The organism is Arabiibacter massiliensis (assembly GCF_902386925.1).
Taxonomy (GTDB): domain Bacteria; phylum Actinomycetota; class Coriobacteriia; order Coriobacteriales; family Eggerthellaceae; genus Arabiibacter; species Arabiibacter massiliensis.
Genome location: NZ_LR698996.1, coordinates 1,451,015 through 1,471,183, shown reverse-complemented (window position 1 = coordinate 1,471,183; position 20,169 = coordinate 1,451,015). Strand labels below are relative to the sequence as shown.

20 protein-coding genes are annotated in these 20,169 nt (G+C 66.3%); 14 read left to right on the top strand and 6 right to left on the bottom strand.

What is annotated here, in order from left to right; translation table 11 throughout:
* The first annotated feature begins 84 nt into the window (after positions 1–84).
* From FX134_RS06415 to dxr, 6 genes are all read left to right on the top strand, one after another.
* Positions 85–1,569 carry a S1C family serine protease gene (locus FX134_RS06415; protein WP_080799281.1) on the top strand — a complete coding sequence of 495 codons (1,485 nt, stop codon included), beginning with the start codon at positions 85–87 and terminating at the stop codon, positions 1,567–1,569.
* A gap of 426 nt (positions 1,570–1,995) precedes the next feature.
* Positions 1,996–2,712 (top strand): UMP kinase, encoded by a 717-nt coding sequence (gene pyrH / locus FX134_RS06410; protein WP_080799278.1) that lies wholly within the window; start codon positions 1,996–1,998, stop codon positions 2,710–2,712.
* A gap of 64 nt (positions 2,713–2,776) precedes the next feature.
* Positions 2,777–3,334 carry a ribosome recycling factor gene (frr, locus tag FX134_RS06405; protein WP_080799275.1) on the top strand — a complete coding sequence of 186 codons (558 nt, stop codon included), beginning with the start codon at positions 2,777–2,779 and terminating at the stop codon, positions 3,332–3,334.
* A gap of 204 nt (positions 3,335–3,538) precedes the next feature.
* The gene (locus FX134_RS06400; RefSeq protein ID WP_080799272.1) at positions 3,539–4,318 is read left to right on the top strand and encodes an isoprenyl transferase; all 780 of its coding nucleotides are present in this window, start codon (positions 3,539–3,541) and stop codon (positions 4,316–4,318) included.
* 1 nt (position 4,319) lies between these two features.
* On the top strand, positions 4,320–5,240 hold the full coding sequence (locus FX134_RS06395) for a phosphatidate cytidylyltransferase (RefSeq protein WP_080799269.1): 921 nt from the start codon (positions 4,320–4,322) through the stop codon (positions 5,238–5,240).
* The gene (dxr, locus tag FX134_RS06390) at positions 5,230–6,480 is read left to right on the top strand and encodes a 1-deoxy-D-xylulose-5-phosphate reductoisomerase (protein ID WP_080799265.1); all 1,251 of its coding nucleotides are present in this window, start codon (positions 5,230–5,232) and stop codon (positions 6,478–6,480) included. The genes FX134_RS06395 and dxr overlap by 11 nt, the downstream gene beginning before the upstream one ends.
* 23 nt (positions 6,481–6,503) lie before the next feature.
* Here dxr and brnA read toward each other — a convergent pair whose 3' ends face one another.
* The 3 genes from brnA to FX134_RS06375 all read right to left on the bottom strand — a co-directional run bounded on the left by brnA (position 6,504) and on the right by FX134_RS06375 (position 9,053).
* Positions 6,504–6,749, bottom strand: a complete 246-nt coding sequence (brnA, locus tag FX134_RS06385) for a type II toxin-antitoxin system BrnA family antitoxin (RefSeq protein ID WP_080799260.1) — start codon at positions 6,747–6,749, stop codon at positions 6,504–6,506.
* Positions 6,730–7,023, bottom strand: coding sequence for a BrnT family toxin (locus FX134_RS06380; RefSeq protein ID WP_080799258.1), 294 nt, complete (start codon positions 7,021–7,023; stop codon positions 6,730–6,732). The genes brnA and FX134_RS06380 overlap by 20 nt, the downstream gene beginning before the upstream one ends.
* A 422-nt stretch (positions 7,024–7,445) precedes the next feature.
* The gene (locus FX134_RS06375; RefSeq protein ID WP_172623403.1) at positions 7,446–9,053 is read right to left on the bottom strand and encodes an FAD-dependent oxidoreductase; all 1,608 of its coding nucleotides are present in this window, start codon (positions 9,051–9,053) and stop codon (positions 7,446–7,448) included.
* A 215-nt stretch (positions 9,054–9,268) separates the two neighbouring features.
* Here FX134_RS06375 and FX134_RS06370 point away from each other — a divergent pair, with 215 nt between their 5' ends.
* Positions 9,269–10,159, top strand: coding sequence for a LysR family transcriptional regulator (locus tag FX134_RS06370; protein ID WP_172623402.1), 891 nt, complete (start codon positions 9,269–9,271; stop codon positions 10,157–10,159).
* Here FX134_RS06370 and FX134_RS06365 read toward each other — a convergent pair.
* Positions 10,056–10,898 carry a nucleotidyl transferase AbiEii/AbiGii toxin family protein gene (locus FX134_RS06365; RefSeq protein WP_080799252.1) on the bottom strand — a complete coding sequence of 281 codons (843 nt, stop codon included), beginning with the start codon at positions 10,896–10,898 and terminating at the stop codon, positions 10,056–10,058. The two genes, FX134_RS06370 and FX134_RS06365, sit on opposite strands and share 104 nt — an antisense overlap.
* Positions 10,859–11,431: a type IV toxin-antitoxin system AbiEi family antitoxin domain-containing protein gene (locus FX134_RS06360; RefSeq protein WP_080799250.1), complete on the bottom strand. Its 573-nt coding sequence runs from the start codon at positions 11,429–11,431 to the stop codon at positions 10,859–10,861. Before FX134_RS06360 ends, FX134_RS06365 begins: the two co-directional genes overlap by 40 nt.
* Before the next feature lie 452 nt (positions 11,432–11,883).
* Between FX134_RS06360 and FX134_RS06355 the strand changes: the two genes are divergently transcribed.
* From FX134_RS06355 to FX134_RS06340, 4 genes are all read left to right on the top strand, one after another.
* The gene (locus FX134_RS06355; protein WP_080799247.1) at positions 11,884–12,978 is read left to right on the top strand and encodes a site-2 protease family protein; all 1,095 of its coding nucleotides are present in this window, start codon (positions 11,884–11,886) and stop codon (positions 12,976–12,978) included.
* A 161-nt stretch (positions 12,979–13,139) separates the two neighbouring features.
* Entirely contained in the window at positions 13,140–14,207 is a 1,068-nt protein-coding gene (gene ispG / locus FX134_RS06350) for a flavodoxin-dependent (E)-4-hydroxy-3-methylbut-2-enyl-diphosphate synthase (protein WP_080799245.1), read from the top strand.
* Positions 14,204–15,961: a proline--tRNA ligase gene (locus FX134_RS06345; protein WP_080799242.1), complete on the top strand. Its 1,758-nt coding sequence runs from the start codon at positions 14,204–14,206 to the stop codon at positions 15,959–15,961. The genes ispG and FX134_RS06345 overlap by 4 nt, the downstream gene beginning before the upstream one ends.
* A 7-nt stretch (positions 15,962–15,968) precedes the next feature.
* Entirely contained in the window at positions 15,969–16,622 is a 654-nt protein-coding gene (locus tag FX134_RS06340) for an HAD family hydrolase (RefSeq protein WP_080799239.1), read from the top strand.
* A gap of 219 nt (positions 16,623–16,841) precedes the next feature.
* Here the strand turns inward: FX134_RS06340 and FX134_RS06335 are convergent, their stop codons facing one another.
* Complete coding sequence (locus FX134_RS06335; protein WP_080803835.1) at positions 16,842–17,723, bottom strand: LysR family transcriptional regulator; 882 nt, start codon at positions 17,721–17,723, stop codon at positions 16,842–16,844.
* Between the two features lie 216 nt (positions 17,724–17,939).
* On the opposite strand from FX134_RS06335, the gene FX134_RS06330 reads away from it, so the two are divergent.
* The 3 genes from FX134_RS06330 (at position 17,940) to FX134_RS06320 (ending at position 20,160) form a co-directional block, all read left to right on the top strand.
* Positions 17,940–18,959 carry a DMT family transporter gene (locus tag FX134_RS06330; RefSeq protein WP_080799236.1) on the top strand — a complete coding sequence of 340 codons (1,020 nt, stop codon included), beginning with the start codon at positions 17,940–17,942 and terminating at the stop codon, positions 18,957–18,959.
* Between the two features lie 431 nt (positions 18,960–19,390).
* Positions 19,391–19,603 carry a hypothetical protein gene (locus FX134_RS06325; protein WP_080799234.1) on the top strand — a complete coding sequence of 71 codons (213 nt, stop codon included), beginning with the start codon at positions 19,391–19,393 and terminating at the stop codon, positions 19,601–19,603.
* A gap of 173 nt (positions 19,604–19,776) precedes the next feature.
* Positions 19,777–20,160 carry a phasin family protein gene (locus FX134_RS06320; protein WP_080799230.1) on the top strand — a complete coding sequence of 128 codons (384 nt, stop codon included), beginning with the start codon at positions 19,777–19,779 and terminating at the stop codon, positions 20,158–20,160.
* Positions 20,161–20,169 lie beyond the last annotated feature (9 nt).

Sequence of the window (20,169 nt, the reverse complement as noted above, 5' to 3'; positions counted from 1 at the left end):
AAGGCCATCGTGATAAGGTGACCGCATCACATCGCTGAGCACTGCGAACTCAAGACCGCCACGAACCCAAGGAGCGTGAAGCATATGACCGATACGCATGGCACCACCCCCGACGGCGCCTCCCAGCCGCCGAGACCGGGCGAGGACCACGCCCAGCATACGGCCCCCATGGGCCAGCAGCCTTATTACCAGCAAACCTACCAGCAGCAGCCTTACCAGGCCGCGCACACGCCGGGCTCCGTCACCGTCGAGAAGAAGTCGCACGGCCTGCGCACGTTCCTGCTCGGCTTCGCCGGCGCGGCGCTGGCCTGCGTCATCGGCCTGGGCGGCTTCGGCGTCTGGCAGTCGATGAACGGCGGCTCCTCCAACGGCGGCGGCAGCGGCAGCGACAACAGCGGCTCGCAGACGCAGCTCGGCGCGACCAGCTCGGATTCCAGCAACACGGCCGCCAAGAACGAGGACCTTACGCTTCCCGAGACGGTGGCTAAGAAGTCCCTGCCCTCCGTGGTGGCCATCGACGTGTACACGAACCAGTCGGCCGGTGCCATGTACGGCTACGGGTTCGGCTCCGGCGCGAACAGCGGCACCGACGCCAACACGCTCACGCAGTCGTCGCTCGGCAGCGGCGTGGTGCTCACCCAGGACGGCTACATCATCACGAACAACCACGTGGTGGAGGGCGGCGACGCCTTCAAGGTGACCATCGAAGGCGAGCAGTACGACGCCGAGGTCGTGGGTACCGATCCCTCGTCCGACCTGGCCGTCATCAAGGCCAAGGACGCTAGCGGCCTCACGCCCATCGAGGTGGGCGACTCCGACAGCCTCATCATCGGCGAGTGGGTCATGACCATCGGAAGCCCGTTCGGCCTGGAGCAGTCCGTGGCCACCGGCATCGTGTCGGCCACCAGCCGCTCGCAGATCATGGACAGCGGCACCGACCCCTACAGCGGCCAGAGCACCGGCGAGCCCACCATCTACGCGAACCTCATCCAGACAGACGCCGCCATCAACCCCGGCAACTCCGGCGGCGCGCTCGTGGACGCCGACGGCAAGCTCATCGGCATCAACACGCTCATCACGTCGTACTCGGGCAACTACTCCGGCGTCGGTTTCGCCATCCCGGTGAACTACGCGGTGAACATCGCCCAGCAGATCATCGACGGCAAGACGCCCACCCACGCCCAGCTCGGCGTGTCCCTGTCCACGGTGAACGCGCAGAACGCCCAGCGCTACGGCCTGTCCGCCGACACCGGCGCGTACGTGGCCAGCGTGAACGAGGGCTCCGGCGCGGCCGAGGCCGGCATCGAGCCCGGCGACATCATCACCAAGTTCGACGGCCAGAACGTGGAATCGGCGAGCGACCTCATGCTGGACATCCGCGCCAAGAACCCCGGCGACAAGGTGACGCTGGAGATCAACCGCAACGGCGAGACGAAGCAGGTCGAGGTGACGCTGGGCTCCGACGAGGCCTCGCAGAGCGCCTCTTCCCAGCAGCAAAGCGAAAGCTCGCAGGAGTCCATGCTCGAGCGCCTCTTCGGCGGCGGCAGCTCCCAGAAGGACGCCGCGTAAGCTCTGACAAACGCGCCATCCCTCTCCTCGGAAGCCCCCGGCCTCGGCCGGGGGCTTCCGCATGGGCCGGCCCGTGCCACCGAATCCCTTCGAAATTGCAAGTTGTGCCGGTTCTGCGCAGGGTCGCAGGAGCGGCCGCCGGCGTTTGCCCAGGTCGCGCTTTCTCGCGCTCCCGTCCAACCCCTTCCAGTCCTTCACAGGAAGCCGAAACGCTCCCGAATCCCGCGCAAAACCGTCACAAGGTGCATCGCCGGGCGCTTTTCGCGGCGCGTTGGGACCTCCTCGCGTATCTGAGCGGCCCGGTCGGCGTGTCTGTCCTTTGCGTGAAATGGCGGGAAACGGACCTGCGGCCTCGACGGGCGTTTTCGTTTTCGGGTAAGATAGCAGCCGATACGAGACGGAACGACCATCGAGAGGACAGGGCTTATGTCTGAAGGATACCGATACGACCGCGTGCTGCTCAAGCTTTCCGGAGAGGCGCTGGCGGGGGATATGGGCTACGGTATCGATCCGAAGGTCGTCGACGACTTGGCCGACGAGATCGCCGAGGTCGTGCATGACGGCGTGCAGCTGGCCATCGTGGTGGGCGGCGGCAACATCTTCCGCGGCCTGGCCGGAAGCGCCGAGGGCATGGACCGCGCCCAGGCCGACTACATCGGCATGCTGGCCACGGTCATGAACGCGCTCGCGCTGCAGGACGCCTTCGAGCGCCACGGCATCTTCTCCCGCGTGCAGAGCGCCATCACCATGCAGGAGGTGTCCGAGCCCTACATCCGCCGCCGCGCCATCCGCCACATGGAGAAGGGCCGCGTGGTCATCCTGGCCGCCGGCACGGGCAACCCCTACTTCACCACCGACACCACGGCCGCCCTGCGCGCTTGCGAGCTGGACGTGGACGTGCTGATGAAGGCCACCAAGGTGGACGGCGTCTACGACAGCGACCCCAAGAAGAACCCCGACGCCAAGCGCTTCGACCGCATCAGCTACATGGACGTGCTGTCGCGGGGCCTGAACGTGATGGACTCCACGGCCACGTCGCTGTGCATGGACAACGACGTGCCCATGATCGTGTTCGATCTCACCGTGAAGGGCAACATTTCGCGTGCTTTGAAGGGCGAAAACGTCGGAACCACGGTAGAATAAGCGAAACGCCTCAAGCGGCGCGGCGTGCGGCCGCGTTCGGCCGGGTTGGATGAAAGGAATCGGGATGATCGACGACATTATGCTGCAGGCAGAGGAGCGCATGCAGAAGGCCCTGACCTCGCTCGGCGACGCGTTCGCCTCCGTGCGCACGGGGCGCGCGAACGCCATGCTGCTCGACCGCATCAAGGTGGACTACTACGGCGTGCCCACGCCGGTGAACCAGATGGCCGGCATCAAGACGCCCGACGCGCACATGCTGGTCATCGAGCCGTGGGACAAGGGCATGCTCGGGGCCATCGAACACGCCATCCTGCAGAGCGACCTGGGCGTGACCCCGTCCAACGACGGCTCGGTCATCCGCCTGCCGTTCCCCGCGCTCACCGAGGAGCGCCGCCGCGAGCTGGTGAAGCAGTGCAAGGGCTACGCCGAGGAGGCCCGCGTGGCCGTGCGCAACGCCCGCCGCGACGCCAACGCCGCCATCGACCGCTCCGTCAAGGAGGACAGCCTCCCCGAGGACGATCAGCGCCGCGCCGAGGCCGACATCCAGAAGATGACCGACAAGTTCGTGGCCGAGGTGGATGAGGCCTTCAAGAAGAAGGAAGCCGAGGTCATGGAGATCTAGCGTTCCGGCGGCCTGTCGGCCGCCGGAACTGCTCGACGCTGCGAAGCGTTGGGGCACCCCATCTCGCGGCGATGCCGATGGCTCACGTACCGAAGTACGCTTCGCCATCGCCATTCCCACGATCTGGGGCACCGCAACGCTTCTCGCTGACTCACTACGCCAACCCGGGCGTTTTCTAGGCTTCAACCTGAAAGCAGTACTGCCGTGAACAAGCCGCTCGACTACATATTCCCGAACCCGCCGGCGGACCTCGATCCGACGCGGCTCGACCCCGCCGCCGTGCCGAGCCACGTGGCCGTCATCATGGACGGCAACGGCCGCTGGGCCAAGGAACGCGGCAAGAACCGCCTGTTCGGCCACAAGGCCGGCATCGAGTCGGTGCGCGAGACCATCCGCTGCGCGTCGGACGTGGGCGTGCGCTATCTCACCATCTACTCGTTCTCGTCCGAGAACTGGAAACGACCCCAAGACGAGGTCATCGGCCTCATGAACCTGTTCGCCACCACCATGCTCGCCGAGGTGGACGGCTTGCATGAGGAGGGCGTGCGCGTGATGACCATCGGGCGCACGGACGAGCTGCCCAAGAAGACGCGCGACGCGTTCGCCGCCGCCTGGGAGAAGACGAAGGACAACGACGGCATGACGCTGGTGGTGGCCGTGAACTACGGCGGCCGCGTGGAGCTGCTCGATGCCATCCAGTCCTACATGGACGGGGCGCACGCCGCGCTCAAGGAGGGCCGCGCGCCCGAGCCGCTTTCGGAGGAGGCGCTGTCGCGGCACCTCTACACGGCCGACATCCCCGATCCCGACCTGCTCATCCGCACGAGCGGCGAGATGCGCGTGTCGAACTTCCTCCTGTGGCAGATCGCGTACGCGGAGTTCGTGTGCACCGAGACGCTCTGGCCCGACTTCGACCGTTACGAGTTTTTGCGGGCGCTCTTGGAGTACCAGGGGCGCGACCGCCGCTTCGGGGCGGTGAAGTAGGGTGGAGAGCGGGCGCGACGAGCGCGAGCCGGCCGAGGAGCGCTCGCGCGGCGAGAAGCTCAAGGAGTTCGCGCACGAGAAGACCCCGAAGAAGCTGCAGAACCCCACCGACCTGCAGGTGAGGTTCCGCACCGGGTTCGTGTACGTGGCGGGCTCGATCCTCTGCGTGCTGATCAGCGAATGGACCACGCTCGCGCTGCTCGTGGCCACGGCCGGCATCACGGCGGGCGAGTTCTACTACATGCTGCGCTCGGATGCGAAGCTGCCCAACGAGATGCTCGGCATCGTCGCGGCCATGCTCTATCCGGTGAGCGTGTTCTTCCTCGGGCTGAACGGGGCGCTGTTCGTGAGCCTGGCGCTGCTGCTCGCGCTCATCGTGTGGTACGTGTTCTGGATGCGGGCGCGCGTGCCCGACGTGGGCGTGAGCTTCTTCGGCGCGGCGTACTGCGGCATGCTGCTCTCGGGCATCATCGTGGTGCGCCAGGCGCTGCCGGCGCCGTGGGGCGGCGTGCTGGTGCTGGGCATCTTCCTGAGCGTGTGGGCGAACGACTCGTTCGCCTACCTGGTGGGCAGCAAGTTCGGCAAGCACAAGCTGGCGCCGCGCACCAGCCCGAAGAAGAGCTGGGAGGGCTTTTTGGCGGGACTCGCGGGCTCTGCCGTGTTCTGGTGCCTCATGTCGTTCGTGCCCGGCGTGACGATGTCCATTCCGCAGGCGCTTGTGTTCGGGCTGATCAGCGGGTTGATGGGCGTGCTGGGAGATCTGGCCGAGAGCCGCATCAAGCGCAATTCGGGCTTCAAGGACTCCGGTACCATCATGCCAGGGCACGGCGGGCTGCTCGACCGCTGCGACTCGCTGTTCCTGGTGGCCGTGACCTCGGCCATCCTGCTCGTCGGAGGGGGCTGCATCCCGTATGGCATCTAGAAAGCGCATCGTCGTTCTGGGGTCGACCGGCTCCATCGGTACGCAGACGCTCGACGTGGCGCGCCGGCATCCCGACAAGCTGGAGGTGGTGGCGCTCGCCGCGGGCACGCGCGCAAGCGAGCTCTTGGCGCAGGCGCGCGAGTTCGGCGTGCGGCATCTGGCCGTGGGCGACGAACGCCTGGCGCGCGAGCCCGTTGCCGGCGAGCTGCGGGATGTCATCCTGAGCGAAGGCCGCGAAGCGGCCGCAGTCGAAGGATCCCGCGCGGCGTCAGCCGACGAGCGCTCCGAGCCCTCCCTCGGCTTCGGCCCGCAGGCGGTGGCCGACCTCGTGCAACTGCCCGAAGCCGACATCGTGGTGAACGCGCTCGTGGGCGCGGCTGGCCTGCGCGCGAGCTACGAGACGCTGCGCGCGGGCAAGGTGCTCGCGCTGGCCAACAAGGAGTCGCTCGTGGTGGGCGGCGACCTCATCATGCCGCTGGCCGCCGAGCCGGGGCGGCTCATGCCCATCGACTCGGAGCACGGCGCCATCTACCAGTGCCTTCTGGGCGAGGATCCGCGCGAGGTGACGCGGCTGTGGGTGACGGCGTCGGGCGGCCCGTTCCGCGGCCGCACGCGCGAGGAGCTCGCGCACATCACGCCCGCCCAGGCGCTCGCGCATCCCACGTGGAACATGGGCGCGAAGATCTCCATCGACTCGTCCACGCTCATGAACAAGGGCCTCGAGGTCATCGAGGCGCACCATCTGTTCGCCATGCCCTACGACAGGATTGCCGTGGTCGTGCAGCCGCAGAGCGCCATCCACTCGATGGTGGAGTTCTCCGACGGCAGCGTGAAGGCGCACCTCGGCACCACCGACATGCGCATCCCCATCCAGTTCGCGCTGAGCTACCCCGAGCGCTGGGACGCGCCGGTGGAGCCGCTCGACTTCCGCCAGCTGGGCTCGCTCGAGTTCGCCGCGCCCGACGAGGACACGTTCCGCTGCCTCGCGCTGGCGCGCCATGCGGGTGATGTGGGCGGCACGCTGCCCTGCGTCATGAACGCCGCGAACGAGGTGGCCGTGGCGGCGTTTTTGGCCGAGGAAGGCACCTACTTGGGGATCGCCGAATGCGTGGAGGCCGTCATGGACGCCCACGAGCGCGACGGCGTCCAGCCGGTCGAGAGTCTCGAGCAGCTCGAGCACCTCGATGCCTGGTCCCGCGCCGAGGCCCGCACGTGGATCGAGACAAAGGGATGGGGGTAACGTCTCATAGCTTCATCCCGAAGTCAGCCCGCGTGCTTCGCGCGCTCCTGCTCGATGCGCTCGGCGAGCCAGAACTTGATCACGGCCTGGCGGTTCACCGAGAGCCGGTCGGCCTCCTCGTCGAGCGCCTCGATCATCCATTCGGGCATGTCGACGTTAACCTTGCGGGCCCTGTTCGGACGCACGGCCTTCTCGAAGTCGAAGTACTCCTCCATGTCCCCGCCCTCGTCGAACCGCTTGAGCAGGGCGTCATCGGTCGCGGTGCCCATACTGCTTCGCCTCCTTCTTGCTTGCGCGTCGAGCTGAAATGATCCTGACGGCGTTGCCGCGGTTCGTTGCGACCGCCGTGAGGCATCTTCCATCCACCATGCCGATGGCGAGAAAGCGCTTCTCGCCGCTCTTCTTCGCCGGCACCTTCAGGTAATCGGGGTCGAGCCAGATGCCCTTGGCTTCCTCGAAGCTCACCCCGTGCTTCTCGATGTTCGCCTCGTTTTTGCGATAGTCGAAGAAAAATATTGGCAACGGTATATCATGGGTATTCATTGTATACCTTACAAGAAAAAGCGCAAGCATGAAATTGATCGACTGGATCCCGCTGCCTCCATGATAGCAGCGGGATCCAGCCGATCCATGGCGTGCGTCAAGCGGATGGCCGCCGCGATCAAGCGCGGATCCAGCGCTTTCCTGGCGGTTTCCTTGCAAGAATCCAGCGAGTTTCCAGCGCCGATCCAGCGCGTTTCAAGCGCGAATACAGCATGCCTGGTCGCATGCGCCCACACGATGCGATCTTCGCTCCGAAAACACGCTCAAACGCTGAGGCGCGTGAGGCGGTTTCCTTGTCGCAGCTTCCGGCGCGCGCAGAGGTCCGGGTGCGCAATCCTTGCGAAATCCTGGTGAGTATGCGAAGCGCGGAAGGACGACGCTGCTTGCGACGCCCTTCCGCGCTGAAAAGTCAGACGATTCCGCTATCGCGTGGCCGCGCTCTCGCCGGCCACGTAGGCGTGCGTCGCGGCGAGGCCGTTCGAGCCGCCGTGCAGCAGCGACTCGTAGCTGGCACCGAAGCGGTAGCCTACGGTGTTGCCGCCGGCGTACAGGCCGGGAATGGGGTTCCAATCGGCATCGAGCACTTGCAGCTTCTCGTTGCAGCGCACGCCGGCCAGCGTGCAGTAGAACAGGTACTGCATCTTCCATGCCTGGTAAGGACCGTCGTCGATAGGATCGAGGTAGCGCTTCGCCTTGCGGTAATCGACGTCCTCGCCCTTCTCGCACAGCTCGTTGTAGCGTTCCACCGTCGCCTTCAGCGCGGCGGGATCGACATCGATGAGCTCGGCCAGCTCCTCGATGGTGTCGGCTTCGTAGTGCTCGGTCTTCTCGATGTCGAACATCTTGGCTGCCGCCTCTTTGTCGTAGCCGAACGACGAGGGCATCTCGAAGTCGTTGGTGGGGATGATCTGCCAGACGTAGCCGTCGTGCCCGGGGAGGTCCGCCACGATGTGGGCCGAGGTCAGAAGCGAGGTGCACTCGTTCATGAACCGCTCGCCCTTCGTGCTGACAAGCAGGTAGGGGAAGGAGCGCCATGCGGTGGTCTGCCAGGCGGCGTATCCGCAGATCTCTTCCATCTCCGCTCCGGCCCAGCACAGCATCTTGTGGCCGCGGCCGTCGTCCATGCTGTTGTCGGTCACCGGGTCGTCGCCCATGTACGCCTCGTACGCGTTGTTCTTCAGCGCCCATTCCGCAAAGTGCGTCGTGTAGAAGCGCTTCATCATGGCCTCGTCGCCGCCGAACGAACCCGTGCACATGACCACGCCCTTCGACGCGCGGAAGTACACATGCTCGCCGTCTTCGTTGGTGGCGATGGCTCCCAAGACCGCACCGTTCTCGTCCTGCACCAGCACTTCCGCGCAGGTGCTGTAGCGCGTCTCCACGCCTTCGTCTTCCAGGTATCGATGGATGTTGTGCGTGAAGTCGGTGAGGATATCGGTTTCCGAGAACGCGACACCGGTGCTGATGTAGGAGGTGATCTCCTGGCTGGGATCGGGGAAGATGCCTTCCAGGCTGAGCGGCTGGCAGTATTGTCCGTACGGCTCCAGGAAATCGGCCTTCAGGTTATCTAGAAGCTCGCCGGAGCGCTCGCACCACAGGGTGTTCAGCTTCATGTCCGATCGGTACTGCGTCAGGTTGAACATGTCGTTCGCGGTTTTCACCGGATCGTATTCGGGCAGACCGGCGTCAAGCTGCGTCTGGGAGTTGAGGAACGAGATGGTCATGCCGCCGATGTGCGGGGCCGCGTTGCGTTCGAGCACAGTGACCTTCGCGCCGTTCTTCAGCGCCCCGTATGCCGCCATCGAGCCTGCCAGGGCGGATCCGACGACCAAGACGTCGGTTTCCACGGTCTCTGCGCAATCGTCGATGGAGAGCGCGGGCGCGGAACCCAGCCAGTCGCCGTCGGCCGACGCGTTCGCCGTGTCGGCTCTGGCTGCGACGGTGGGGGCGCATCCGGCCAGTCCGGCCAAGCCCGCAGCTGCCGCGCCCGCGGCTCCGAGGCGTATGAAGTTGCGGCGTGAGATGTCCATGGTGCTCCTCCTTGCGAGTCGTCTTTCCGCCGGCCCTCTTCGGGCGATTCTTCGAATCCCTTGTTCGAACGGCGGCATGGCTCTATTATTCGTCGGTTCGGCGGTGCGGGGAATCAACGGCTTGTTGGCTTTTCTCAACAAAACGAGAAGGGGGATCCTGGCCGCAGGCAGTCCTGTTCGCTACAATGGCGAGGGGCGAAAGGGGGGGGGCGCTTGTGGATTCAAAAGTGTTCAAGTACGTCGTCGCGCTGGCCGACACCGGCAGCTACGCGCGCGCCGCGAAGGAGCTCTTCATCACGCCGCAGGGGCTTTCGAGCTCCATCAAGCGACTTGAGTCGGCGATGGGCGTGCCGTTGTTCAAAGGGGATCACGATGGCACCGTCCTCACGGATTTCGGGCGGGTTCTTTACCGGTTCTCGCTGTCTTTCGAGTGCGACTACGCCGAGATGATGGACGAGATGGAGAAGCTGCGCCGCAGGCAATCGAGGTCGATCTCGCTTTCGGTGTCGACGGGTTTGTTCAACGTGATGTCCCGCGAGACCATCCTCTCGTTCAACGAGCGATCGGAAACGGGCGCGCGCGTCGAGATCATGCGCACCATGGTCGACTATGATTGCGAGGAGGCCCTCCGGGACAAGGCGTGCGACTTCGCGCTGCTCAACAACCCTATCAACCACCGCTCGCTGCTCTCCGTGCCGCTGCATAAGGACATGCTGTTCCTCTGGACGTCTGCGGATTCTCCTCTGGCGCGCAAGGCGACGGTGCGGTCGACCGACCTGGCCGGAATGGACTTGGTGTGCCTTGCGCCGAACGAGTACGTGACCTCGAGGGGCTATGCGAGTAGGCTTCTCGAGCCGCCTCTGTCGTGCTCGCTGTACTACGTCGACGAGATGATCGAGGTCTTGGAGATGGCTATGAGGCGCGGGGTCTCCTCTATCACACCTCGCTCCCATGTGGGCTCGTTTCCCCACGAGGGGTATGTGGGCGTTCCTATCGAGGATATCACCTGGGGATTTTCAGTCGCATACCGTCAAGATAGGGATTTGAGCCCGTGGGATGAGGAGTTCCTCGCCTTTCTCGGCTCGCACGCGACGTTCTACTGCTGAGGTTTCTTTCGGAGCGCGCCGGATGCGGAATCAGGAGACGCTCGCGAGGTCTTGGCGGACGAGGTGGCGCAGGTAGTCCGAGCCTCGTGCACGTTTCCTTCGTTTTGCGGTAGTCGACGGGTCCCTTCGAGATGATGACTTGCAGGTCTATGAGGTCGTGCGCGCGCTCGCTTCCCGGCTCGCTTGCGCCGTGCAGCTTCTGGGCTATCTGGTGGTGCAGAGGCATGAGGGGTATAGGGCTCGGTGGTGGAAAGCCGAGACTCGTGAACAGTGAGACTATGTCTGGAGCGATGCTGTATTCGGGCTCGCTTGCGTCCCCGATCTCGTTATGGCCGATCTCGAGAGGCACGGTCAGCCAGGATTTCAGGTTGTAGGACAGCTTGACGTCGAAGGGCTTCATCACGTACTGGCCGGGCACGCCTGCGGGTTTCGCCGGCTCACGCCTGACGACTATGCCCGTGAATCCGTTCCACCCGGCTTGAAGTCTCTCTCGCAGTCGGGAGATAAAGGATTCCAGGTCGGCGTCGCGCGCGGCGTCCAGGTCCCGCGTGAATCGGGTCGCGTCGCTTCCGTAGCGCAACTTGAGCGCGCTTCCTCCTTTGACCACGCCCTCGGGAAGCATCTGGCCGACTATCGTGTTTGCCATGATTAGGCGGATGCGGCGTACGTCCTCGTCCTCTCGCGCGAGCCGGCGTATCGCTAGGTCGAGATTTCTCCTGCTGTTCGGTTGTTTGGCCATTGCCGCAGCTCCAGCTCCTCTTCGAGCGAACGCTTTTCCTCTTCGCTGATCAACCCTGCTCGAAGGGCGTCATGGACTGCGTCGACCAGACGCTCCTTCATTACGCGACCTCGACAGAAGCGCAGGGCTTCGGCTACGCTCTGGCTTGGAATGCCTTCGTAGCTCGTTACTCCGTCGCCGCTGTTTCCTGTGACGAGGCGTATCCATCCCGGAAGCTTCTTCCTCGTGCGCTTCACGATGGCGACGTTCGTTTTTTCAGGGTTCGCCAACCCTAGGTTGTGCATGGCAAGAACCGATTCGCCGTGAATATAGGAACCTGGGCCGACGAGCGCCGTCGCCTCGGCATAGTGATCGAGCGGCGTTGGTATGTAGCGCGTGATTTTGTAAACGCCGTGTCCGAGGCGCTCAAGGCGGCCATCCTTCACAAAGCGGCGCAGCTCCACGCTGGTGACGCCGACCTCCTGCGCCTCGGCGAAAGTCACCAAGCCGTAGTTGTCGGCCGCTATCTCATAAATGTCATCGAAACGAGGCATGTCAATACTCTAACACTTTTGTTAGAGTATTGACCGAAATTATGGAAGCCTGCAGTATTCGGCATCCTGTTTTCCTCCTTCCGGCAGCTTGCCGTTGTTTGCGTTGTGCGGATCCGCTCTTCCATCTTAGCAGCCGCTTCCAGCGCGTAGATGGCGTGCGTCCAGCGGAAAGTCCTCCCGATCTAGCGCGGAACTCGCGCAAGTCAAGCGCGTCTCCATCCGTTTTCCAGCGCGGATCAAGCGGAAATCCAGCGCGGATCAAGCGGATTCCCAGCATCCCAGGTCAGGCGGCCGACCTCCGTGCGCAGGAAACGGCCTCGCGAAGATTTCGCGGCAGGTTCGTGGGTTTCTCGTTCGGCAGCGCCTCCCGTGCCCGCTCGCTTTATACTGGTTCATGAAACATTTGTCGGCCCCGACGACGAGGGCCGTTTGACGCAGAGGAGTTTGCGCCTATGGATATCGTTTTGATGATCGTGTACGCCACGCTCATCCTGGGCTTCCTCGTGTTCATCCACGAGGGCGGCCACTACCTGGCCTCGCGTGCGTTCGGCGTGCGCGTGACCGAGTTCATGCTGGGGCTTCCCGGACCCAGCATCGGCTTCACGAAGTGGGGCACCAAGTTCGGCGTCACGCCGTTTCTGCTGGGCGGCTACGCGAAAGTGTGCGGCATGGAGCCGGGCGAGATGAGCCCGCACCTCGAGGCCGCGCTCGCGTCGCTCTACCGCCGCGGCACCGCCAACATGGAGGACGTCGCGCGCGACTGCGGCATCTCCGACGACGAGGCCTACGAGGCGCTCGAGGAGCTCGTCGAGTGGGGCAGCGCGAAGGGCCCCACGAAGCAGGACCAGTACAACACCTACCGCGCCCCCGAGGTGCAGCCCAGCCGCAAGCAGCGCGAGCGCGGCATGGTCGCCTACGACCTGGGCCAGGCGCGCCCGGTGGGCGACGCGCACGCGCTTTTCGAGAGCGAGTACAAGCAGCAGTACCGCAGCCTGCCGTTCTGGAAGCGCTCGGTCATCCTCGTGGCCGGCGTGGCGGTGAACCTGCTGTTCGCCGTGCTGCTGTTCGTGGTGCTCTACTCGATCATCGGCGTCGACGCGCCGAACCGCGCGGGTGACATCGTGCATGTGAACCTCAATCCGCTGCAGTCCATCGAGATGGGCTTCGTGTACATCGGCATGACGGCGCAGATGGTGGCGGGGCTGTTCAATCCGGCGACGGCGGGCGAGGTGGTGCAGAATTCCACCTCGGTCATCGGCATCGCGGCTATGTCGAAGACGATGATCGACGCGGGGCTGGCGAACGCCATCCTGTTCGTCGCGGTGATCTCCGTCTCGCTCGGCATCATGAACCTGCTGCCCATCCCGCCGCTCGACGGCGGCCGCTTCGTCATCGAGGTGTTCCAGAAGGTATCGCGCAAGGCGGTGTCCATGCGCGCGCTCAACTACCTGTCGCTGGCCGGCATGGCGCTGTTCGTGTGCTTCTTCCTGTTCATGGCGAACCAGGACATCCAACGCATCATCTCCGGCGTCGGCTTCGGCGGCTAACCGATCGAACTGTCCCAAGGGGGGGCGTGACAATGTCCCCATTTGTCACGCCCCCTCCGCGCTTTTTGGGGAAGAGTTCGTGGAGGCTGGCCGGGCTTCGCGCATTCGGCGGTACAATAGCCCGATATGCGGCGAAACGCGCGTGGGGAACGGAGGCACGGATGCCCGGACAAGCTGAACCGAACAAGGCCACCCGCCGGGTCATGGTGGGCGGCGTGCCGCTGGGCGGCGGCGCACCGGTCGTCGTGCAGTCCATGCTGAACGCCCCGGCCGACGACGCGGCCGCCAACCTCGCGCAGATCGACGCGCTGGCGCAGGCCGGCTGCGAGGTCGTGCGCATGGCCATCCCGCACCGCGCTAACCTCGACGTGTTCGAGGCCGTGTGCGAGCAGTCGCCGCTGCCGGTGATCGCCGACATCCACTTCGATCCGCAGATCGCCATCGAGGCCGCCCGACGCGGCGCGGCCAAGCTGCGCATCAACCCCGGCAACATCGGCGGCCTGGCCAAGACCGACGCCGTGCTCGACGCGGCGGGCGAGGCCGGCATCCCCATCCGCATCGGGGTGAACGCGGGCTCGCTCGACCAGGAGCTGGCCGCGCGCGACGACCTCACGCTACCCGAGAAGCTGGCCCGCTCGGCCGCCGACTACGTGCGCTACTGCGAGGGCCGCGGCTTCCAGGACCTGGTGGTCAGCGCGAAGGCCCACGACGTCATGACCACGGTGCGCACGTACCGCCTGCTCAGCGAGGAGCTTCCGCATGTGCCGCTGCACATCGGCGTCACCGAGGCCGGCACGACGTTCCAAGGCGCCATCAAGAGCGCGGCGGGCCTCGGCATCCTGCTCGCGGAGGGCATCGGCGACACGCTGCGCATCTCGCTCACCGACGACCCGGTGCAGGAGGTCCGCGCCTGTTGGACGCTGCTCGCGGCGCTCGATCTGCGCCGCCGCGCGCCCGAGCTCATCAGCTGCCCCACGTGCGGGCGCTGCCAGGTGGACCTCATCGGCCTGGCCCGCGAGGTGGAGGAGCGCATCGCCGACCTCGACAAGCCGCTCAAGGTGGCGGTCATGGGCTGCGTGGTGAACGGCCCGGGCGAGGCCGCGGACGCCGACATCGGCGTGGCGTGCGGCGCGGGCTCGGGCGTGGTGTTTTCGAAGGGAGACGTCGTCCGCAAGGTGGAGGAGAGCGCCATCGTGGACGCTTTGATGGAGGAGATAGGAAGGCTATGACGAACATGAACATCCTGCGCATGAGCCAGCTGTACGCGCCCACGCTCAAGGAGGACCCCGCCGACGCGGAGATCGCCAGCCATCGGCTGCTCCTGCGCGCGGGCTTCATCCGCAAGACGGCCTCGGGCGTGTACACCTTCCTGCCGCTCGGTAAGAAGGTGCTGGCCAAGGTGGAGGACATCGTGCGCGAGGAGATGGACGCCATCGGCGCGCAGGAGATCATGATGCCCGCGCTGCAGCCGGCCGAGCTCTGGCACGAGTCCGGCCGCTGGAACGACTACGGCCCCGAGCTCATGCGCCTCAAGGACCGCCACGACCACGACTTCTGCCTCGGGCCCACCCACGAGGAGCTGCTCACCTCGCTCGTGCGCAACGAGCTGCGCTCCTACAAGGAGCTGCCCGTGTCGCTCTACCAGATCCAGGTGAAGTTCCGCGACGAGATCCGCCCGCGCTTCGGCCTTCTGCGCAGCCGCGAGTTCATCATGAAGGACGCCTACAGCTTCCACGACACGCAGGAGTCGCTGCAGAAGACCTACGACGAGATGAGCGAGGCGTACGGCCGCATCTGCGACCGCATGGACATGGACTACCGCCCCGTCGAGGCCGACCCCGGCCAGATCGGCGGCAGCGTGACCTGCGAGTTCATGGCGCTCGCCGACGCGGGCGAGGCGGAACTCGTGCACTGCTCGTGCGGGTACGCCGCCAACGCCGAGGCCGGCGACTGCCTGGCGCGCCCCACGGTCTACGACGTTCCCAAGATGGAGAAGGTGGCCACGCCGGACGTGCACACCATCGCCCAGCTGGCGGCGTTCTTCGACATCCCCGAGTCGTCCACGGTCAAGGCGCTCTCCGGCAAGAACGACGCGGGCGAGCTGGTGGTCATGTTCATCCCCGGCGACCACGAGCTCAACGAGCTCAAGGCCGTGCGCGCCGCCGGCGGATTCACGCTGCTCACCGACGAGGACATGGAGGCGTTCGGCCTGCACAAGGGCTCGATGGGCCCGGTGGGGCTGCCCGAGGAGGCGCACGTCATCGCGGCGCGCAGCCTGCAGGCGGTGCCGAAGTGGGTCGTGGGCGCCAACGAGGACGGCTACCATTACGTGGGCGCCCAGCTGGGCGTCGACTTCCAGGTGGACGAGTGGGCCGACCTCTGCATCGTGAAGCCGGGCGACAGCTGCCCCGAATGCGGGCTTCCGCTCGAGGGCGCGCGCGGCATCGAGGTGTCGCAGGTGTTCCAGCTCGGCGACAAGTACTCGCGCGCGATGGGCGCCACGTTCATGGCGGAGGACGGCAGCGAGCAGCCGTTCATCATGGGCTGCTACGGCGTGGGCATCTCGCGCACCATGGCCGCCATCGTCGAACAGCACAACGACGAGCACGGCATCATGTGGCCGCTTTCCGTGGCGCCGGCGCACGTGTGCGTCATCCCGCTTACGGTGGGCGACGACGAGGTGCAGCCCGCCGCCGAGAAGCTGGCCTGCGACCTGGCGAAACTCGGGTTCGAGGTGGCCATCGACGACCGCAAGGAGCGCGCGGGCGTGAAGTTCGCCGACGCCGACCTCATCGGCTGGCCTTTGCAGGTGGTCGTGGGCAAGCGAGGCCTCGCCGAGGGCAAGGTGGAGATCAAGCGCCGCAGCACCGGCGCGCGCCGCGACATCCCGCTGGTCGCGCTCACCGACGCGCTCGCGTTCGCCCAGCGCAACACGAAGGTGTGGGGCAGCGAGGTCGGCCTGTTCGGCGCGCTGTTCGAGTAGGGCCCGCATGCGCAACGACATCCAAGCGGTGCTGTTCGACCTGGACGGCACGCTGCTCGACACGTACGACCTCATCCTCGAGACCTTCCGCTACACGGTGCGGAAGGTGCTCGGGCGCTCCATTCCCGACGAGCTGCTCATGGCGAAGGTGGGCCAGCCCCTCAACACGCAGATGTGGGACTTCGCCGCGGACGCGGCCGTGCACGAGGAGCTCTGCCGCGTCTACCGCGAGCGCAACGCCGTGGTGCATGACGACCTGGTGCGCGTGTTCCCCGGCACCGTGCCCATGCTCGAGCGGCTGAAGGACGCGGGCGTGCCTTTGGGCGTGGTCACCTCGAAACGCCACGAGCCGGCGGCGCGCGGGCTCGCGTCCTTCGACCTTGAGGGGTACTTCGACTTCATCGTGGGCTCCGACGACCATCCCGAGCACAAGCCCGCCCCCGGCCCCGTCGCGCACGGCTGCGACCTTCTGGGCCTGGCCAGCGCGGCGTGCCTGTACGTGGGGGACAGCCCCTTCGACATCCATGCGGGCAACGGCGCGGGCTGCCCCACGGCCGCCGCCCTCTGGGGCATGTTCCCGCGAGAAGCCCTCGTGGCCGAGCGCCCCAGCTTCATCTGCGCCGACGGCACCGAGGTGCCGGAGCTTTTTTTGTCATCCTGAACGAGCGAAGCCCCCCTGTTGTCATCCTGAGCGAGCGAAGCGAGTCGAAGGATCCCCCGCGGCGCCAGCAGGAAGCGCCACGGCTGACGCCGCGGGGGATCCTTCGACTGCGCTCCCTTCGGTCGCTCCGCTCAGGATGGCAAAGACTGCGGCCTTCGGCCTCCGCTCAGGATGACAAAGACTGCGGCCTTCGGCCTCCGCTCAGACAAAAGCCTCGTCTCACCCGTACGTCTCGGCTATCCACTCCTGGGCGTGCTCGACGAAGGCCCGGGTCGCGGTGGAGGCCGTCTCCATCGAGCGCACGGCGATGGCTATCTCGCGGGTCGTCTCCTTCTCGGGCGGCACCACGGCCAGCGGAAACGGCGCGTCGCGCAGGATGAGGCCCGACAGCACGCTGAACCCGAGCCCCGCGCTCACCATGCTCATGACCGCGTAGTCGCTGTCGATGGTGAACCGCACGCTCGGCTCCACCTCGTTGTTGCGGAACAGGCCCTCCATCTCCGTCGACGTACCGCTCTTCAGCCGGATGTAGGGCTCCGTCGCCAGCGTCTCGCGCGGCACGAACGGCGCGTCGGCCAGTGGATGGTCGGGCGGCAGCACCACGAGCAAGGGGTCGTGCCGCAGCGAGACGGCGTGCAGGTCGTGCCTGATGGGGTAGACGAAGAACCCGCAGTCGGCATCGCCGCGCCACACGGCCTCCTCCAGCTCGTCCTGGTCGTCGACGCAGATGAGCTGCAAGTCGATGCCGGGCCGCTGCGCCAGAAACGACTTCGCCATGCCGGGGAACCACTGGATGGCCGTGCTCGTGAACGCGGCCACGCGCACGATGCCGCTGGCGAGGTGCTTGAGCTCGGCCACGCGCGTCTCCAGCTGGCGCTCGTCGTTGCACACCTTCTGCACCCGGGGCAGCAGGTCGGCGCCCTCGGCCGTCAGGCGCGCGCCGCCGTAGTCGCGCACGAACAGCGGCAGCTCGAGCTCGCGTTCAAGCGTGCCCACGAGGTAGCTCACGCCCGCCTGCGTGTACCCGAGCTCGCGGGCGGCCTGCTTGAAGCTGCCCGTCTCGGCCACTTTGAGGAACGCCTCGTACTTCTGGTTCGCCACTTCCGCCTCCGATTCCGCTGCCTCCGCACGCATTTCCTCCATATTCGCTCACCTGACGAGGGATGACAAGACTTTCTTTAAATCTCAAAAAGATACTCGCGTTTTACTTTTACATGCCGAAGCCATACCATGGTCAGCGAACCCGAACTCAGAGTGAACGCGACACGCCCGCGCAGGGCGCGATCGTCCTGCGCTGTCTGCGCGGAAGGAGGCATCATGGCACGTGAAACGAGCGCTCGCTGGCCCTTCGTGGCCTGCGTCGTGCTGCAGACCGTCATCTTCGGCCTGGGAAACGCCATCACGAAGATGGCCTACGAGAGCATCACGCCGCTGTGGTGCCTCGCCATCCGCTTCGGGCTGGCCGCCGCCGTGTTCGCCGTCTTCTTCGGGCCGCGCATCGTGCGCCAGCTGCGCGAGGTGCGCGTGCGCGACTGGCTGCCGGCGGCCGTATGCATGGCGCTCGCGTACCTCACCTGCAACGTCGCGCTCGACCTGACCACCGCCACCAACGTGGGCTTCCTCGTGGCGCTGCCCGTGGTGTTCGCGCCGCTGCTGTCCTCGCTGGCCAACCGGCGGCGCTACCCGCTCGCGTTCTTGCCGTTCCAGGCCGCGGTGGTCGTCGGGCTCTACCTTCTGTGCAACAACGGCGGCGCGCTCTCGTTCGGCTGGGGCGAGGCCCTCGCGCTCCTATCGTCGGTCGCGCTGGCCGGGGCGCTCGTGTTCGGCGAGCAGGGCCTTCAAAAGCTCGACGCCGCCACGGTGGCCGGCACGCAGATAGGCGTCTCGTTCGCGGTGGCGCTCGCCTGCGCGCTCGCGTTCGAGCCGCCGGTGGACCTTACGGCCGTGCAGCCGGTGGCGTGGGGGACGGTGGCGTTCTTGGCGCTGCTCAGCACCTGCCTCACGTTCATGCTGCAGAACGTCTCGCTCACCGGGCTGCCTTCTTCCACGGTGTCGCTCCTGCTCACCGGCGAGCCCGTGTTCACCGCCGCGTTCTCGTTCGTGCTTCTGGGCGAGGCGCTGTCCGTGGCGGGGTTCGCGGGGGCGGCGCTCATCGTGGCCAGCGTCGCCGCCGCCACATGGGTGGAGGGCAGGCAGGCCGCGCCCCCCGTCCAGGCGCCCGCCTCGCAGCTCCAGGCCGTGCCGCATCCCTTCGAGTGGGCGGAGGGCACCGGCAGGGAGCTGCCGCAGGCGGTGCTTGCCGAACGCCGCGTCCTCGCCTCCGATCGCGCGGCGTAACGGGCGGCCGTTTCTCCTGTTTCGATGCGCCGGCGGGCGGCGGGCGGCCCTTTCCGCTCGCCGCTTCGTTTCTGCCGCTCAATCCGGCCGTCTTCCGCCGCCGCTCCATTCGCCGGGTCGCGTTCGCCCGGTTATTGGTTTGTGCGCCCGCTCGCCCCGAAACCTCCGTATAGTAAGGGCATCCTGCAGACCGGACGAGAGCCGTATCGGGCGAGGAGGCGAGCTGCGCGCACGTTGTCGACGCATCCCCCCGCCCGCCAGCACAACAGCCGACATCGCACTGCCGCGAGGCATCCCGACGTGCGCGCCGCGAAGGGCCGAGCCGTCCGCGCGGGCGGCGAGGCAAGGCTCCTTTCGTCCGATGCGAAGAGGAAGGTCGACGCGCCGTTCCCGCCGATTGCGGGCGAGCGTCGAGAGGGAGGTGCAGCGCGATGGTGAAATCGGCCCCGTTGTCCAACGAGGAGGCGCGGGATCTGCTGAGGTCGCTCGGCATACCCGAGCTGCCGAAGGCGAGGAAGGGTCGCGACGAGCGCGAAGGCGGCGACGAGGAGCACGACGAGAGCATCACGGCCCTGCTCAAGGAGCTGAGCCGCTCCGATCTGGGGCGCCGGCCCCCGCGCGGCAACCTGAACAGGTGGCCCTGAGGCCTGCCGAGCCGCGCCCGCCGCGCGCGGCGCGGTTGTGACGGGGCGTTGAAGGCCCGCCGTCCTTTCTCCGTCATGGCGCGTCGCGGCGTTGCCCTTTTTCCCGATTTGGTGCATCATGGTTGGAAGCCGTTCGCAGTGCGGACGGGCAACCGCAAGCAAAGGAGGCTTCCATGGCTAACCTCAGCGACGGATTCAAGGATATCTTCCTGGCCGGCATCGGCGCGATGGCCATCACGGGCGAGAAGACCAAGGAGCTGGTGGATCAGTTCATCTCCCGGGGCGAGCTCACGGTAGACCAGGGCAAGCAGATCAACACCGAGCTCAAGCACAAGGCCGAGCAAGCGGTCGCCACGGTGCGCTACGACGCGCTCGAGGCCCGCATGGCCGTCATGACGCCCGAGGAGCGCGCCGAGTTCGCCGCCAAGGCGGCCGAGTTCGCGGCGAAGGCCAATGCGAAGGCGGCCGACGAGGCGGAAGTGGGCGACGCGTCCGACGTGCAGACCGCCGACGACGCCGCCGACGAGCCCGAGGATCCCGCGCAGCCGTGCGGCTGAGGGGCGCCT

Bases quoted from the DNA above. Each gene is read 5' to 3' on its own strand.
- FX134_RS06415 (WP_080799281.1), top strand. From the start codon at position 85: ATGACCGATACGCATGGCACCACCCCCGACGGCGCCTCCCAGCCGCCG.
- pyrH (WP_080799278.1), top strand. From the start codon at position 1,996: ATGTCTGAAGGATACCGATACGACCGCGTGCTGCTCAAGCTTTCCGGA.
- frr (WP_080799275.1), top strand. From the start codon at position 2,777: ATGATCGACGACATTATGCTGCAGGCAGAGGAGCGCATGCAGAAGGCC.
- dxr (WP_080799265.1), top strand. From the start codon at position 5,230: ATGGCATCTAGAAAGCGCATCGTCGTTCTGGGGTCGACCGGCTCCATC.
- brnA (WP_080799260.1), bottom strand. From the start codon at position 6,749: ATGGGCACCGCGACCGATGACGCCCTGCTCAAGCGGTTCGACGAGGGC.
- FX134_RS06380 (WP_080799258.1), bottom strand. From the start codon at position 7,023: ATGAATACCCATGATATACCGTTGCCAATATTTTTCTTCGACTATCGC.
- FX134_RS06375 (WP_172623403.1), bottom strand. From the start codon at position 9,053: ATGGACATCTCACGCCGCAACTTCATACGCCTCGGAGCCGCGGGCGCG.
- FX134_RS06365 (WP_080799252.1), bottom strand. From the start codon at position 10,898: ATGGCCAAACAACCGAACAGCAGGAGAAATCTCGACCTAGCGATACGC.
- FX134_RS06360 (WP_080799250.1), bottom strand. From the start codon at position 11,431: ATGCCTCGTTTCGATGACATTTATGAGATAGCGGCCGACAACTACGGC.
- FX134_RS06355 (WP_080799247.1), top strand. From the start codon at position 11,884: ATGGATATCGTTTTGATGATCGTGTACGCCACGCTCATCCTGGGCTTC.
- ispG (WP_080799245.1), top strand. From the start codon at position 13,140: ATGCCCGGACAAGCTGAACCGAACAAGGCCACCCGCCGGGTCATGGTG.
- FX134_RS06345 (WP_080799242.1), top strand. From the start codon at position 14,204: ATGACGAACATGAACATCCTGCGCATGAGCCAGCTGTACGCGCCCACG.
- FX134_RS06340 (WP_080799239.1), top strand. From the start codon at position 15,969: ATGCGCAACGACATCCAAGCGGTGCTGTTCGACCTGGACGGCACGCTG.
- FX134_RS06330 (WP_080799236.1), top strand. From the start codon at position 17,940: ATGGCACGTGAAACGAGCGCTCGCTGGCCCTTCGTGGCCTGCGTCGTG.
- FX134_RS06325 (WP_080799234.1), top strand. From the start codon at position 19,391: ATGGTGAAATCGGCCCCGTTGTCCAACGAGGAGGCGCGGGATCTGCTG.
- FX134_RS06320 (WP_080799230.1), top strand. From the start codon at position 19,777: ATGGCTAACCTCAGCGACGGATTCAAGGATATCTTCCTGGCCGGCATC.